The organism is Lysobacter enzymogenes (genome assembly GCF_900106525.1).
GTDB lineage: Bacteria > Pseudomonadota > Gammaproteobacteria > Xanthomonadales > Xanthomonadaceae > Lysobacter > Lysobacter enzymogenes.
The window spans coordinates 26065-40908 of the sequence record NZ_FNOG01000007.1; the positions used below are offsets into that span (position 1 = coordinate 26065).

Consider the following 14844-nt stretch of genomic DNA (forward strand, 5'->3'; position numbering starts at 1 on the left):
CCCGCGAGGCGGAGAGCGATGATGGAATACTGGCTGCCGGTGATCTGGTTCGGCGTGATCGGCTTCGGCGTGTTGATGTACGTGCTGCTGGACGGCTTCGTGCTCGGCCTGGGCATCCTGGCGCCGTTCGCCGAGGACGAAAAACAGCTCGACCACATGATGAATACCGCCGCGCCCATCTGGGACGGCAACGAAACCTGGCTGGTGCTCGGCGGCGTCGGCCTGCTGACCGCGTTTCCGAAAGCGTATTCGCTGGTGCTGTCGGCGCTGTACCTGCCGGTGTTGCTGATGCTGATCGCGCTGGTGTTCCGCGGCGTGGCCTTCGAGTTCCGCTTCAAGGCCCGGCGCGCCAAGGCCGCGTGGGGCGCGGCGTTCTCGCTGGGTTCGCTGTTCTGCGCGTTCGCCCAGGGCGTGATCCTCGGCGCGATCGTCGAGGGCATGCCGATGCAGGAAGGCAAGTACGTCGGCGGCGTGTTCGACTGGTTCAGTCCGTTCTCGATGCTGACCGGCGCGGCGGTGGTGTTCGGCTACGCGCTGCTCGGCTCGACCTGGCTGGTGCTCAAGACCGAAGGGCGCTTGCAGTACATCGCGCGGACGCTGGCGCGGCCGCTGGTGTTGGTGGTGGCGGTGTTCATCGGTTTGGTGAGCGCGTGGCTGCCGTTCCTGGACTCGCGGATCATGGCGCGCTGGTTCGAGGGCGGGAATTTCTACTGGCTGTTCCCGGTGCCGTTGCTGGTGATCGCCAACGCCTGGGCGCTGTGGCGCGCGGTCCGGCGCGAGGACCGCGACGGCGCGCCGTTCCTGTATTCGCTGGGCTTCTTCGTGCTCGGCTTCGTCGGGCTGGTGCTGGGCATCTGGCCGAACATCGTGCCCGGGCTGACCCTGTGGGACGCGGCCGCGGCGCCGTCCTCGCAGATGTTCGTGCTCGGCGGCATGGTGATCCTGCTGCCGGCGATCCTGGGCTACACGTACTGGTCCTATCGCGTGTTCCGCGGCAAGGTCGCGGCCGACGCGGGGTACCACTAAGCGTCGCTGCGCTCGCTGGGTCGCGCATGCGCCGCGTCGTAGTCGCAGCGCTGCGCATCCAGTGCATGCGAGATGCGCACTACGTTTTTTTGTGTAAACGCCGGGGCCGTATCGACGGCCCCGCGCTTTTTCGCGCACGTCCGTTCGGACGCAGCGCCCAACGCATCGAACTGTGATTCGCATCGCCCGCATCGGCGTCGATGTGGAGGTTTTCGTCTTGTCCGCCGTTTTCCGGCGTCGTTAGCTGGAGTGGCCCCGCTGCGTTGCGCTTGCGCGCGGGGCGTCGCGACGCATCGGTCATCGGCGCGCGGCCGCACTCCACCTCTTCGACAAGGAATCGACGCAATGGCAGTTTCCACCGTGTTCACGCCCCACTCGCTCGCCGCCGCACTGGCCGCCGCGCTTTCGCTCGGTTGCGCCGGCGCGGCCATCGCCGCCGAGCCGGTGGAGCCGTCGTTTTCCGCGCCGTCGCAGGGCGATCCCAATCGCGTCTGGATCCGCTACGCAGCCGGCCAGAAAGCCGGCATCAGCGCCTTGATCCAGCAACAGGTCGGTGCGCTGCACGCATCCGTCGCAGCGGGCCAGGGCGCGCGCGCGGCGCGCGCGATCGGCGCCACCACGCATTACCAGTTCGACGATCTCAATGCCGTGGTCATGACCTTGCCCAGCGAAGTCCTGGCCCAGTTGCGCAAGAACAAGAATCTGATCGTCGAGCAGGACGTGCCGCGCTATCCGATGGCCGAGTTCGTGCCCTACGGCGTACCGCAGGTGCAGGCGCCCGACACGGTCGCCGCCGGCGCCGACGGCAGCGGAGTGAAGGTCTGCGTGATCGACTCGGGCCTGCGCGCGACCCATGAGGATTTCGCCGGCATCGGCCTGAGCGGCAACGCCGCCAGCGGCCGGACCTGGAACACCGACACCTGCGGCCACGGCACTCACGTCGCCGGCACCATCGCCGCGGTGGGCGGCAACGGCAAGGGCGTGATCGGAGTCAGCCCGGGCAAAGTCTCGCTGCACATCGTCAAGTACTTCGACGGCGCCAGCTGCGGCGTCGCCTACAGCTCGGGTCTGGTCGACGCGGCCCGGCGCTGCCAGCAGGCCGGCGCCAAGGTCATCAACATGAGCCTCGGCGGCGCGCTGTCGAGCACGTCCGAGAACACCGCGTTCACCCAGTTGTTCAATCAAGGCGTGCTGTCGGTGGCGGCGGCCGGCAATTCCGGCAACAGCAGCAAGAGCTATCCGGCGTCCTACGCCAACGTGCTGTCGGTGGCGGCGGTCGACAGCAACCGCGCGCGCGCTTCGTTCTCGCAGTTCAACGACGCGGTCGATATCGCCGCGCCGGGCGTGGACGTGTCCAGCACCTATCCGAAGACCGGCACGGCGTTGCAGGTCGGCACGGCGCGCTTCGAGAACCTGCCGATGGTCGGTACGGCGACGACCACGGTGAGCGGCGCGCTGGCCGACGGCGGCCGCTGCCTCGCCGGCGGCGGCTGGAGCGGCAGGGTTGTGCTGTGCGAGCGCGGCGAGAACACCACCCAGCAGAAGATCGATGCGGTCAAGGCCGGCGGCGGCGTCGGCATCGTGCTGTACAACAACGTCGCCGATCCGTTCCCCTACAGCACCGGCGTCGCCGGATCGGCCGGGATCAGCGGCGTGGCGGTCAGCCAGGGCAGCGGCGCGGCCTTGCGCGGCCTGGCCGGGCAGGTCGCGACGCTCAATCCGACCACGGTCTTCGACACCCACAGCTACGCGGTGCTGAGCGGCACCTCGATGGCCTCGCCGCACGTGGCCGGCGTGGCCGCGTTGCTGTTCGCCGCCAAGCCCTCGGCGACCGCGGCGCAGGTGCGCGATGCGCTGACCGCCACCGCGCTGGATCTGGGCGCGCCGGGCCGCGACAACGAGTACGGCTTCGGCATGGTCCGCGCGTTCGAAGCCCTCGACCGGCTGACCGCTACCGGCACCTCGGCGAACTGATCGAGCCGGCTTGGCGCCCGGCGGCGCGCATCGCCGCCGGGCCCGCCATCGCCACCGCCGCCCCGGCTTCGGCCGGGACGGCGCAGGCCGGGTCGTTCAGCTGGCGAGCGGGGAGGCGCGGGCGGCCTGCGGACCTACCACCCCAGCCAGCGCCCCGCGCTGAACGCGGAAGTACGCGCGGCCCGAACGGGCGGGTATGCTGTGCATCGCATCTGCAGATGCATAAAAACAGTCTCCCCCGGCTGTACCGCCCGCCCCATGCAAGCCTACGTGTACAAAAGTCTCCGCAAGGCAGACACCTACGTATTCCTGAGCGCGCGCGACGATTTCGCGCGCGTGCCCGAGCCTGTTCTCCAGCAGCTGGGTTCGCTGCAGTTCGTGCTCGAAGTCGAGCTGGGCCCGGAGCGCAAACTGGCCCGCGCCGACGCCGCGACGGTGCGCGAGAATCTCGCCGCGCGCGGTTTCCACCTGCAGTTCCCGCCGCTGCCCGGCATGCCCGTCGCGGAGGCCGCGCAACCCGATGCCTGACGCCCCCACCTCGCGCGCCCTGTCCAAGGGCTTCGCCATCGCCCTGGCCGCCGGCCTGGCGCTGGCCCTGGCGACCGGCTTCGGCGGTACGCCGGCGGGGGCGGTCGTCGCACTGCTCGGCGGCGCGTTGGCGCAGCCGGCCTTCGCCCTGGCCGCGCGCTTGTGGCGCCGGCGCGATGAGCGGCCGGACTGGAAACCCGAACTGCTGAACCTGTCGGCGCTGTGGGGCGGCGCCACCGCCGCGACCGCGGCGCTGGCGGCGTGGCCGCTGAGCGCGCTGCTGCAATCGGGCTCGCTGCTGGCGGCGCTGGGGCTGAGCGTGGTCGCCGGCCTGCTGTTGCTGGGCCTGTGGCGGCTGTGGCCGCTGTGGACCGGCACCGAGCGCGACGGCGCGGCGCTGCCGCCGCAATGGGCGCGGCTGGCCGATCTGGACCTGGGCGCCTGGCGCGGCCTGGGCGTGGCCGGCATCGTCGCCGGCCTGGTCGCGGTCGGCCTGTTGCTGGCCTGGCCGGGCCTGCTGTCCACCGGCGCGCGCTGGACCCTGGCGGTCGCCTTCGCCCTGGCCTCGCCGGCGCTGCACCTGTTGCTGCAGTCGATCCGCCCGGCCGATCCGCTGCCGGGGCTGGAATTCGATCCCGAACTCGACACTGTTCACGCCAGCGACGAACTGCTCGACGGCGATACCGGCGAGCTCAGCGACGCCGAACTGGCCCAGGCGCTGTACGCCGCCGCGCGCGCCGGCAAGGTCGAACGCGCGCTGGAACTGATCGAGCTGGGCGCCGACGTCAACGCCGCGCCGCCGGCCGACGACGAGCGCGACCGCCGCAGCCTGTCGGTGCTGGCCGCGGTGCTGCCGGACCTGCGCCTGCTGCGTGGGCTGATCGCCCGCGGCGCCGACCTCAACGCCACCCATGCCGGCATGACCCCGCTGCTGGCCGCCACCCGCGACAGCTGGCACGGCCGCCCCGACGCGGTCATGACCCTGCTCGCCAACGGCGCCGACCCGCGCCTGGCCGACCACGAAGGCAACACCCCGCTGCACCACGCCGCGCGCAGCTCCGACCCCGGCGTGGCCGCGCTGCTGCGCGACGCCCAGGCCGAACTGGAAACGCTTAACCACGACGGCCTGAGCCCGCTCGGCGTGGCCTGCGCCAGCGGCAACTGGCGGCTGGCCAAGTTCCTGCTCGAACGCGGCGCCAAGACCGAGCACGCCGGCGGCTCGCCGGCGCTGCTGGCCGCGGCCGGCGGCGACGAGGACGACCCGGCCGGCGTGCAGCTGCTGCTCAAGCACAAGGCGCGCATCGACGCGCGCGACGGCCAGCGCCGCAGCGCGCTGCATACCGCCGCTTTCGCCGGGCATCTGGACATCGTCACCACCCTGCTCGCCGCCGGCGCCGACGCCGCGGCGATCGACAGCCTCAAGCGCACGCCGGTGCTGGAAGCCGCGCGCGGCGGCCGCTCCGGAGTGCTCGAACGCTTGCTCGAACACCTGCCGCACGGCGGCGTCGAACAGGCCAAGGCGCTCGACGCCGACGGCGCCAGCGCACTGATCCTGGCCTGCCAGGCCGAAACCGCCTCGCCGCCGCTGGTGCTGCGTCTGCTGGAGCTGGGCCTGGACCCGGAACTGCGCGACCGCCAGGGCAAGCGCGCCGTGGACCGCGCCGCCGAAGCCGGCCGTTGGTCGCTGGTGGCCGCGCTCGACCGCGCCTATCCGCTGCCGGCCGCGGTCAGCGGCGAGGGCGACGCCGACGCGCCGGAAGGCGAACGGGTCATCGTCGACCGCATGCCCGCCGCGCTGCTGCGCGACGGCCTGCGCGAAGGGCGTTCCAGCGAACTAACCGGGCTGGCCAAGCTGCTGAGCCCGGCCGAACTGGGCGCGCAACTGCACGAAGAGGACGGCCAGGCGCCGAGCGCCGAGCGCATCGACTGGCTGCTGGGGCAGGGCGCCGATGCCAACGTGCGCAACCCCGCCGGCGACACCGTCCTGTTCGCCTTGCTCGACCGCGCGCCCGGCTCGCTGCCGGCGCTGCATGCGCTGCTGCGCCACGGCGTGTCGCCGGCCGGCCGCGGCGGCCTGGGCCGGTTCCTGGCGACCTGCTCGGCCGGCGAACAGGCCGCGCGCGGGCTGGAACAGTTCGCGCTGGACCTGATCGAACGCGGCGCCGACGTATTCGCTCGCACCCCGGCCGGCGACCCGCCGCTGGCGATCGCGGTGCGGATGGGCTGGGCGCGCTTGCTCGAGCGCCTGCTCGCGTCCGGCGTCGACCTCAACGCCCGCGACAGCCACGGCATGAGCGCGCTGCATCTGGCCGCCGCGCTGGGCCGCGAGAACATGCTCAAGCGCCTGGTCGCCCACGGCGCCGCCCCGGATCTGCTCGCCGCCGACGGCCAGACCCCGCTCGGCGTGGCCCTGGCCTCGGGCCGGCGCGACCTCGCCGACTGGTTGGACTGGCGCGGCTGGCCGCTGCCCAAGCGCCCGCTGCTGGCCGCCGACGTGCCGGCCGCGGCCATCGTCGGCGACGCCGACGCGGTGCGCCGCCTGCTCGACCTGGGCCTGTCGGTCGACGCGCTCGACAGCCAGGGCTGCACCGCGCTGCTGCGCGCCGCCGGCGGCGGCCATCGCGCCGTGGTCGACCTGCTGCTGGCGCGCGGCGCCGATCCGCAGCGCGCGGCCAACTCCGGCGCCACCCCGCTGTCGGCCGCGGTGAGCATGCGCCACGGCGAGATCGTCGACCGCCTGGTCGCCGCCGGCGCCTCGCTGGAACAGCGCCTGCCGGGCGAGCTGACCGTGCTGATGGTGGCCTGCGCGCTCGGCCTGACCGATCTGGCCGCGCGCCTGCTCGCGGCCGGCGCCGACGTCCAGGCGCGCGACGCGCAAGGCCGCATGGCCCTGCACTGCGCGGCGATGTACGGCTTCACCGCACGCGAGCGCAGCCGCTTGGTGGCGCTGTTCGACACCTTGCTGCTGGCCGGCGTCGACGCCGACCAGTCCGCCGCCGGCGCCACGCCGCTGCTGTTGTTGCTGGGCGCGCGCGCCGAACCGGGCACCGCCGCCGACGAAGACGTGCTGATCGCCGGCCTGGAATTGCTGCTCGACCACGAGGCCTCGCTCGACGTGCAAGACCCGCGCGGCTTCGGCCCGCTGCACCTGGCCTCGCTGCACGGCCTGCTGCGGGTGGTCCAGCGCCTGCTGCGCCACGGCGCCAACCCCGACCAGCGCGACGCGCTCAACCGCACCCCGCGCGAGATCGCGGTGATGCGCGGCTTCGTCGACATCGCCGCCGAGTTCGCGCCGGCGACGCCGGCCGGCGGCAACCACGGCGGCGTATCGATGGCGCGGTTCCTGCGCGGCGGGCCGGGCAACTGAGCGGCCGCTCCCTGTAGGAGCGGCGCAAGCCGCGACCGCGACATCGCAGTTGCGTCGCGAGCTGGAAACCACGCGGTCGCGACTCGCGTCGCTCCTACAATCGGAATCGAAACTACGGCCGCTCCCTGTAGGAGCGGCGCAAGCCGCGACCGCGCCACCGCAGTTACGTCGCGAGCTGGAAGCCACGCGGTCGCGACTCGCGTCGCTCCTACAGTCGGAATCGAAACTGCGGCCATTGCCTGTAGGAGCGGGGCAAGCCGCGACCGCGAACGTCCGGCCACGACGCCGCCGCGAAGCCGTGCGTCAGTGCCGCGTAGTGTTCTCCGACGACACCGTCGTCGCCTGCTTGTCCACCATTCCGCCCAGCACGCCTTCGCCGCGGTCGGCTTCGAACAGTTCTTCCAGTTCCTTGCGCGCGTCGCGCGCGCTTTGCATCAGCGCGTCTTCGTCGTCGTGCACCAGGTACTGGGCGTTGAGCATGCGTTCGTCGAGTTCGCGGAACCGCTCGACGTGGTCGCGCGCGGTCGCCGGCTGCACGCCCAGTTCGACCAGCACGTCCTCGCCGAGCTTGAGGCTGGAGTGGAAGGTCTCGCGCATCGGTTCGGCGCCCAGGTCCATCAATTCCCAGGAATGGCGGCGGTCGCGCGCGCGGGCGAACACCTTGGCCTTCGGGTACAGCCGGCGCACCGTGCGCACCGTGCGGATGCAGGCGTCGCGGTCGTCGATGGCGATCACGAACACCTTCACCTGCGCCGCGCCGGCCGAGCGCAGCAGCTCCGGCCGGGCCGGGTCGCCGTAATAGACCATGTTGCCGAAGCGGCGCATGAAGTCGACCTGCTCGGCGCTGTTCTCGATCGCGATGAACGGGGTGCGGTGCGCGACCAGCAGGCGCGCGACGATCTGGCCGAACCGGCCCATGCCGGCCAGCAGCACCTGCGGATGGTGGTCGTCGGTGATTTCGTCGTACGGCCGCTTGGGCTTGGCCGCCGGCGCCGAATCGAGCAGGCGCTGCGCGGCGATCATCAGCAGCGGCGTCAGCGCCATCGACACGCCGACCGCGGCGATCAGACGGTCGCGGGTCGGGTCGTCGAGCAACTTCGCCTTGAACGCTTCGTTGAACACCACGAAGGCGAACTCGCCGCCCAGCGCCATCACCGTGGACAGCTGGAACGCGCCGCGCTTGTCCAGCCCGCCGGCGCTGATGCCGACCGCGAACAGCAATGCGAACTTCACCGTCAGCAGGGTCAGCACGATCGCGCCGATGGTCAGCGGCTCGTTCATCACCCGCTGCAGGTCGATGCTCATGCCCACGGCCATGAAGAACAGGCCCAGCAGCAGACCCTTGAACGGCTCGATCTGCGATTCCAGCTCGTGGCGGAATTCCGAATCGGCCAGCAGCACGCCGGCCAGGAACGCGCCCAGGCCGGCCGACAGACCCGCGGTCTGCAGGATCCAGGCCGAGCCGAGCACGGTCAGCAGCGCCGCGCCGGTGAACACCTCGGGCATCTGCGTGCGCGCCACCACCCGGAACACCTGGCGCAGCATCACCCGGCCGCCGAACACCACCGCGGCGATCGCGCCGACCGCCTTGGCCACCGAGATCCAGTTCAGGCCGTCCACGCCCGCGGCCTTGCCCAGCAGCGGGATCGCCGCCAGCAGTGGGATCGCGGCCAGGTCCTGGAACAGCAGAATCGCGAACGCCAGCTTGCCGTAGTCGGCGGACAGGCCCTTGCGCTCGGACAACAGCTGCAGGCACACCGCGGTCGAGGACAGGGCCAGGCCGAGGCCGACCACGGTCGCGGCCTTCCAGCCCAGGCCGCCGCCGAACATCGCCAGCGCGCCCAGGGCGATGCCGCTGAGGATCACCTGCAGGCCGCCGGCGCCGAACACCGGCTTGCGCATCACCCGCAGGCGCGCGGGCGACAGCTCCAGGCCGATCACGAACAGCATCATCACCACGCCGATTTCCGACGCGGCCAGCACCGGCTCGGCATCGGCGATCACCTTGACCCCGTACGGCCCCAGCACCACGCCCGCAGCCAGATAGCCCAGCACTGCGCCCAGCCCGAACTTGCGGAACACCGGCACCGCGATCACCGCGGCCAGCAGGAACAACAACGCAAGCTCTAGACCGCCACCGTGCATGGGCACCTCCGGCTGGGATTATGGCGCGCGCCGGCGCCGGTTGGGGGTTCTCGGATGAGACGATGAATCGCTGGCAACGCGTTGGGCCAGCGCCGGATGACCGAGACGATTTAGCTATGGTCATCTGGCAGCCGGTTTTCAATCGCCGCCGCCTGCTTGCGCGGCGGCCGCGCCCGCCGGCCGTGGTCGGGCCTGCCGTGTAGCATCCTCGCGTCGTATTGCGGTTTTTCGTCCCGCCGGTCCGTCGGCGCCGTCATGGAGCATCGCTGCAATGAAAGGAATGAGTCGGATCGCAGGAACGCTGTTGCTGGCCGTGCTGGCGCTGCCGGCGACGGTCGCGGCGCAGGGCGTGGCGGCCGTGCGCAAGCAGGTCGAGATGAGCATGGTCGTCGTCGGTCAGGTGCGCATCGCCGCAGACGGACGGGTCGAGGGGCTGCAGCTCGATCGCGAAAGCGAGCTGCCGGCGCCGGTGGTGCAACTGGTGCGCGAGTCGGTGCCGCGCTGGCGTTTCGATCCGTTGCCCGCCGACGTGCCGGCGCAGACCGCGCAGACGCCGATGACCCTGCGCGTGGTGCTGCGTCCGGCGCCGGAGTCTGCCGAGCCGGCCGTGGCCCAGCCGCAGCCGGCTTCGTTCGTCCTGCGCATCGTCAGCGCCCGCTTCGGCGACACCCCGGTCGACGCGATGCCGCGCATGCTGTCGGCGCCGCCGCCGCGCTTCCCCAAGGATGCGCTCGGCGCGCGCATGCCGGCGACGGTGTATCTGGTGGTGCGGGTCGGCCGCGATGGCCGCGTCGTCGAGTCCTTCGCCGAGCAGGTCAACCTGTTCGCGCTCGGCAGCGAACAGCAGATGGCGCGCTTTCGCCAGCAGTTCGCCGATACCAGCCTGGCCGCGGTCAAGCGCTGGCGGTTCGCGCCGCCGACCCGCGGCGACGAAGTCGGTGCCGACAGCTGGCAGCTGCGCGTGCCCGTGGACTTCCTGTTCGACGTCCGGCGGCCGAAACCCGGCACGTGGCGGGTCTACGTGCCCGGCCCGCGCCAGCGCGCGCCGTGGGCGCGCGAGACGGCCGACAGCGGTGTGGACGCTTTCGCCGACAGCGGCCCGCAACCGCTCGGCGGCGGGCGGTATCTATTGAGCAAGCTCGGCGACGGCTGAGCTTCGCGTCCGTCCGATCCGCGGACTCGGCGTCGCTTCCGCGCAGGCGCTGGTGACGCCTTGCGATGGCTCGCCGGGGCTGTGTTGTCGAAGGCGTCGATAAGAACGCAGGTGGCCGCAGGCCGCAGGCTCTGCGCTGCGAGGACGATCCGTCTGGGCCGGCGACTGCGACGGCGCTGGCGGGTTGCCATCGCGTCCCCGCTGGCTCCCGCAGTCGGTCGTTCCCCGGGCGCCACGCGCGCCGCGACGATCCGCACGTCCATGAACATTTCCGCGCGCCGCAAGCCCGGGCGGCGCGCGCGGTCGATGTACGGGCAACCCAAGGACCTGGCCGCATACGGCCCTATCACTCATCGAGGAGTTCTTCCATGCAGCGTCTCATCGCAAGCATCGCGCTCGGCTTGTCCGCTTTCGCGGCCCACGCCGGCGGCGTTACCCAGTCCGGCAGGCTGCACAACGTTCAAGTCTGGCCCGCCCACAACGGCGTGCTGATCCAGCACGAGTACATGGTCAATCCCGATGGCTGCGGCCGTTCCGACCATCTGCTGCTGCGTCCCAGCGACCCGTTCTTCAAGGAGATGTACGCGATGCTGCTGGCGGCGCATACCGCCGGCAAGCCGGTGCGCATCCATGTCGAGGGCTGCGACCAGAACTTCCCCGTGATCACGGTGACGGCGGTGCTGAACTGAGGCGGCGCGCGATCGCACCGTATGCCGTCGAGGAGAGCGGACACATGCAGACCTGTTCCCCCATCGCGATCGCCGCGCTCGGCCTGTGCCTGGCGTGTGCGCCGTCGCAGCGCGCCTTCGCGGCCATCGTCAAGCTGGATTTCTACGGCTATGGCGAAGGCCCCACCTATCCGCAAGCAGTGGAGAACGCCAGAAACGACGCGAAGTTCGAAGCGGCCAAGGCCGGCTATTACAACTGCCAGGACGTGACCTACACCTACCGGTCCAGTCCGTTGTTCCCGGGCTATCTCGCCCAGATCACGGTGATGTGCGAGAAGGACACCAATCCGCCGCCACCACCGCCTCCGCCGCCACAACCGCCGCCGACGATCTACCCGCCGTTGCGCAACGGCGCCGATCACATCGTGCGATGGTCGTTGCCTGCTGCGGCGCAGGCACGCTACGTGCTGGAGCAACGCATCAACGGCGGCGGTTGGCGGGAGCTCTACAAGGGCGAAGCGACCAGTTGGACCCAGCGCGCGGCCGCCGTGGCCACGTACGACTATCGCGTGAGCCGGATCATGAACGACGCCACGCCCTGGTCGCAGATCGTGTCCATCGTCGTCTCCAGCCCGCCTGCGGTTCCGGCGGCGCCGGTCGCGCCCACGGTCGTCGCGCCGACGCATGTGGTGACTTGGGGCGCATCGCTGGGTGCGGACACGTACCAGCTCGATCGGGTCGGCGCGGACGGCGTGTGGAACACGGTCTATCTGGGGCCGGCCACTCGGTGGACCGCGGTCGATACTCCGCCTGGCGCCTATCTGTACCGAGTCACCGCCTGCCTCAACACGGCGTGCAGCGCGCCCTCGGCGGACAGCCTGTTCCAGGTCGCGTTCGACATCAGTCCCGTCGTGAACTATCTGCTCAATCCTTAGCCCGTCGCGGGCTCTTCGCGCCTGCCGCCGACGGCGGTTCGGCCTTCGCATCGCACGACTCGGCGCCTCCCGTGTGGAGGCGCTTTTCGTATGCGGTCGTGGTATCGAAAACGCGCTTTTTCAGTCGCGATCTATGCGAACGCACTTAGCGAAAATTACGGGCGGCAGCCGCACGAAAAGTGCCTGTTCCGCGCAGGACGCCGGGGCCGGAAACGGCCGACCCACTCAAGGAGATTCGCCATGAAGACGCTGATGATTCTGTTCGCCGCGCTGTGTCTGAGCGCTTGCGATCCGGCCTTCGACCAGCCGCCGTTGCTGAAGGCCGATACGGCGGCGGCCAAGGCCGCGGCGACGGGCGTGGTGCCGCGGCTGTCGTCGCCGGCGCCGCGGATCGGTGGATGACGGCGCAGCGGTCGGGCGCGCCCTAGCGCGGCGCCCGCCGTCCGCCGCCGGGCGAGCGCCCGGCGGCGAAACCGACGAGCGGTAACGCTGAACGGGCATTCTTTCGGCCAAATCCGCTGCTTCCCGTACGCTGACGAATTGCCGTCGTTCAGCTTCGCGGGCATGATGCGGGTTCGCCCGCCATCCCGGAGCTCCTCATCCCTAGTCGGGCTCGGCGACTCGTGAAGCAAATAGCACCGACATGGAGCCAGTGCCTATGAATGCCGCAGTCGATTCACTTCCCCCCGCCGGCGTCGCCCCGGCCGGGGATCCCGCCGCCGCCTTGCGCCGCTACGCCGGCCAGGGCATCCCGCCAGGCCTGCCGACCGCCTACACCGCCCTGCTGCCCGCCGACGGCCAGTGGGGGCGCGAGACGGTCATGCGCGCCTTCGTCGCCGACGCCCTGCAACGCAACGGCATGGTGGTGGACGAGGACACCCTCGACGCCACCGTCGCCGCCGCGACCGTGCCCACCGGCGCGTTCGCCGGCGTCGAGTTCGAATGGAAGCTGCAGCCCGGCGAAAGCCGCGCCGACGGCCGCCCGAGCCCGCCGTTCCAGGGCTACTCGTTGCAAGTGCCGGCCGCGGCCCAGGAAGAACTGGCCGCCTTCGCCAAGGAATGGGCGGCCCAGCACAACCCGCACGCGCCCGGCAGCGAGGACGCCCCGCTCAGGAAGCTCAAGGGCCTGGCCGGCGCCGCCGGCAAGTCCGACGTCCTGGAAACCCTGGAAGCGCTGGATGCGGCGATCAAGGCCGGCACCACCGCGCAACAGGCCGGCAAGCCGCTCGACGCGGTCGCGCTGAGCGCGGTGCTGGAGTTCGCCACCCGCAGCGGCCACGAGCGCGAGGCGGCCAAGCTGCTGGAGCGCTACACCGCGGTCAAGGGCATCACCACCGACGCGCGCGAGCTCAGCCAGCACGCCGGCCGCGTGTTCAACGGCCGCGACCCGGTCACCGGCAAGGCGCTGACCGCCGACGACCGCGTGAACTCCGCGTTCGACCTGCTCAGCGGCGGCTTCAAGCTCGCCGGCAACATCGGCAGCACCGCCTTGCTGATGGGCGCGGGCAACTCCGGCCTGGTCGCCGGCCTGATCGGCGTCGCCCCGGTCGGTATCGCCGTGGTCGCGTTCGCGGCCGGCGCCTACCAGCTGATCAAGCACATCCGCGAAGCCATCCTCAAGCCGCAGTGGGACGAATTCCGCGAGCGCTTCCCGTTCGCCGAAGGCATGGAGCCCAAGCAGGCCATCACCGGGGTGATGCGGCAGATCGCCGGCATGCCCACCGACGGCCGCAACGCGCTGGCCACCGCCACCCGCATCATGGAAGGCATGGGCGAGAATCCGGAGACGCGCGAGCGTTTCCTGAGCTTCCTCAAGCAGAAGGTGCAGCCCGAATCGCTGGTGGACGCGCTCGCCAGCGGCCGCGGCGGCCTGCTCACCGAGCAACAGGCGATGCTGCTGGCGCAGGCGGCCAAGAGTTCGTCCAAGGAGTTCCTCGACCTGGAGCTCAAGGACGTCAAGCGCTACGTCAAGGACCGCGACGGCGAGCGCGAGCGCGGCACCTACCTGTTGCCGGCCGCGCAGCAGGAAGCGGCCAACCGCAACGGCAACAAGCTCGGCGGCGCGCTCGAGGAGGGCCTGCGCGTGGCCGGCATCCTCACCAGCGGCGGCAACGCGCTCAACGGCCAGTACCGCGACCTGCTCGACAAGCTCAAGGGCGTGGACCTGCCGAACAAGCTCGGCGAGCAGCAGCAGAAGAACCTCGCCGCGGCGCTGGTGCCGGCGGTGCGCGAAGGCGGCCTGAGCCAGGTCGACCACCTGATCGCGAGCAAGGACGGCAGCCGTCTGTTCGCGGTGCAGGGCGACCCGAACTCGCCGGACCGGCGCATGGTCGCGCTGGACGTGGAAAAGGGCACGCAGCAGAGCATCGAAACCAGCAGCAAGCTCGCCGCACACCACGCCGCCAACGGCGGCGGCGGGCAGGATCCGCAGCAAAACCAGAACCAGGGCGGTCGCGGGTTCTGAGTGCGGATGGCCGATGCCGGAGCCTGTCGGGCTTCGGCTTCGGCTTCGGCTTCGGAGCGGGTGCGGGTGCGGTCGCCGACGCGGGCGCGTGCCCATCGCGCGATGGCGATCGCAGAGCGAGTTCGTTCGTCGAGTTCGCTCGCCGAGTTGCAGGATCGGATCCACGGCGCCGATCACAAGGCGCCGGCTGCGCATCGAACGGGCCCGCCGGCCCGATGCTTTTCGCTCCGGCCGCGATGCCTGCGGCCGGGTCCGATCGAAAAGCATCGGGCCGGCGGGCTCGTGCGTTTTCGCCGCGTCGCTAGTTCAGTCGGCACGCGGCGTCCATCGCGCATAGCGCATCGGTCGGGCAGCGTTACCTGCGCAACGCCGCTTGCGCTCTCAAGCCGTGTTCCTCTGCCAGAACGTCACGCCCTGCCAGAACGTCATCCCCGCGCAGGCGGGGATCCAGGGCGTCATCGCGGCATGACTCTGAAGTCTCTGGATTTCCGCTTTCTCGGGGATGGCGGGGTGAGAGTGGTGCCGCGAACTCGAAAGAAACGCCGCGGAAGAAGCGCGGCGGAACCCACCTATCGTCATGCCCG

11 protein-coding genes are annotated in these 14844 nt (G+C 71.1%); 9 read left to right on the forward strand and 2 right to left on the reverse strand.

Translation table 11 applies throughout. The features are described 5' to 3' along the window. Positions 1-18 precede the first annotated feature (18 nt). The 4 genes from cydB to BLU84_RS17510 all read left to right on the forward strand — a co-directional run bounded on the left by cydB (position 19) and on the right by BLU84_RS17510 (position 6895). Positions 19-1026 carry a cytochrome d ubiquinol oxidase subunit II gene (gene cydB, locus BLU84_RS17495; protein WP_139175079.1) on the forward strand — a complete coding sequence of 336 codons (1008 nt, stop codon included), beginning with the start codon at positions 19-21 and terminating at the stop codon, positions 1024-1026. Between the two features lie 345 nt (positions 1027-1371). Further along, a complete protein-coding gene (locus BLU84_RS17500; RefSeq protein ID WP_074870383.1) occupies positions 1372-3000 on the forward strand; it encodes a S8 family serine peptidase in 1629 nt (542 codons plus the stop codon). Between the two features lie 258 nt (positions 3001-3258). After that, positions 3259-3528, forward strand: coding sequence for a YcgL domain-containing protein (locus BLU84_RS17505; RefSeq protein WP_074870385.1), 270 nt, complete (start codon positions 3259-3261; stop codon positions 3526-3528). After that, a complete protein-coding gene (locus BLU84_RS17510; RefSeq protein WP_074870388.1) occupies positions 3521-6895 on the forward strand; it encodes an ankyrin repeat domain-containing protein in 3375 nt (1124 codons plus the stop codon). The genes BLU84_RS17505 and BLU84_RS17510 overlap by 8 nt, the downstream gene beginning before the upstream one ends. 303 nt (positions 6896-7198) lie before the next feature. On the opposite strand, the gene BLU84_RS17515 is transcribed toward BLU84_RS17510, so the two are convergent. Next, positions 7199-9040, reverse strand: coding sequence for a monovalent cation:proton antiporter-2 (CPA2) family protein (locus tag BLU84_RS17515; protein ID WP_074870390.1), 1842 nt, complete (start codon positions 9038-9040; stop codon positions 7199-7201). Positions 9041-9311: 271 nt separating this feature from the next. On the opposite strand from BLU84_RS17515, the gene BLU84_RS17520 reads away from it, so the two are divergent. From BLU84_RS17520 to BLU84_RS17535, 5 genes are all read left to right on the forward strand, one after another. After that, the gene (locus tag BLU84_RS17520) at positions 9312-10193 is read left to right on the forward strand and encodes an energy transducer TonB (protein WP_139175080.1); all 882 of its coding nucleotides are present in this window, start codon (positions 9312-9314) and stop codon (positions 10191-10193) included. A gap of 368 nt (positions 10194-10561) precedes the next feature. After that, the gene (locus BLU84_RS17525) at positions 10562-10882 is read left to right on the forward strand and encodes a hypothetical protein (RefSeq protein ID WP_074870395.1); all 321 of its coding nucleotides are present in this window, start codon (positions 10562-10564) and stop codon (positions 10880-10882) included. Positions 10883-10926: 44 nt separating this feature from the next. After that, positions 10927-11796 carry a hypothetical protein gene (locus BLU84_RS17530; protein ID WP_074870397.1) on the forward strand — a complete coding sequence of 290 codons (870 nt, stop codon included), beginning with the start codon at positions 10927-10929 and terminating at the stop codon, positions 11794-11796. 240 nt (positions 11797-12036) lie between these two features. Further along, positions 12037-12198 carry a hypothetical protein gene (locus tag BLU84_RS27260; protein WP_170849194.1) on the forward strand — a complete coding sequence of 54 codons (162 nt, stop codon included), beginning with the start codon at positions 12037-12039 and terminating at the stop codon, positions 12196-12198. A 256-nt stretch (positions 12199-12454) separates the two neighbouring features. After that, complete coding sequence (locus tag BLU84_RS17535; RefSeq protein ID WP_139175081.1) at positions 12455-14260, forward strand: XVIPCD domain-containing protein; 1806 nt, start codon at positions 12455-12457, stop codon at positions 14258-14260. A 381-nt stretch (positions 14261-14641) separates the two neighbouring features. On the opposite strand, the gene BLU84_RS27550 is transcribed toward BLU84_RS17535, so the two are convergent. After that, positions 14642-14844: hypothetical protein (locus BLU84_RS27550; RefSeq protein ID WP_211664567.1), on the reverse strand; the 203-nt coding region annotated here is incomplete at its 5' end.

Excerpts from the sequence above, each read along its gene's own strand:
- cydB (WP_139175079.1), top strand. The coding sequence starts at position 19 with ATGATGGAATACTGGCTGCCGGTGATCTGGTTCGGCGTGATCGGCTTC.
- BLU84_RS17500 (WP_074870383.1), top strand. The coding sequence starts at position 1,372 with ATGGCAGTTTCCACCGTGTTCACGCCCCACTCGCTCGCCGCCGCACTG.
- BLU84_RS17505 (WP_074870385.1), top strand. The coding sequence starts at position 3,259 with ATGCAAGCCTACGTGTACAAAAGTCTCCGCAAGGCAGACACCTACGTA.
- BLU84_RS17510 (WP_074870388.1), top strand. The coding sequence starts at position 3,521 with ATGCCTGACGCCCCCACCTCGCGCGCCCTGTCCAAGGGCTTCGCCATC.
- BLU84_RS17515 (WP_074870390.1), bottom strand. The coding sequence starts at position 9,040 with ATGCACGGTGGCGGTCTAGAGCTTGCGTTGTTGTTCCTGCTGGCCGCG.
- BLU84_RS17520 (WP_139175080.1), top strand. The coding sequence starts at position 9,312 with ATGAAAGGAATGAGTCGGATCGCAGGAACGCTGTTGCTGGCCGTGCTG.
- BLU84_RS17525 (WP_074870395.1), top strand. The coding sequence starts at position 10,562 with ATGCAGCGTCTCATCGCAAGCATCGCGCTCGGCTTGTCCGCTTTCGCG.
- BLU84_RS17530 (WP_074870397.1), top strand. The coding sequence starts at position 10,927 with ATGCAGACCTGTTCCCCCATCGCGATCGCCGCGCTCGGCCTGTGCCTG.
- BLU84_RS27260 (WP_170849194.1), top strand. The coding sequence starts at position 12,037 with ATGAAGACGCTGATGATTCTGTTCGCCGCGCTGTGTCTGAGCGCTTGC.
- BLU84_RS17535 (WP_139175081.1), top strand. The coding sequence starts at position 12,455 with ATGAATGCCGCAGTCGATTCACTTCCCCCCGCCGGCGTCGCCCCGGCC.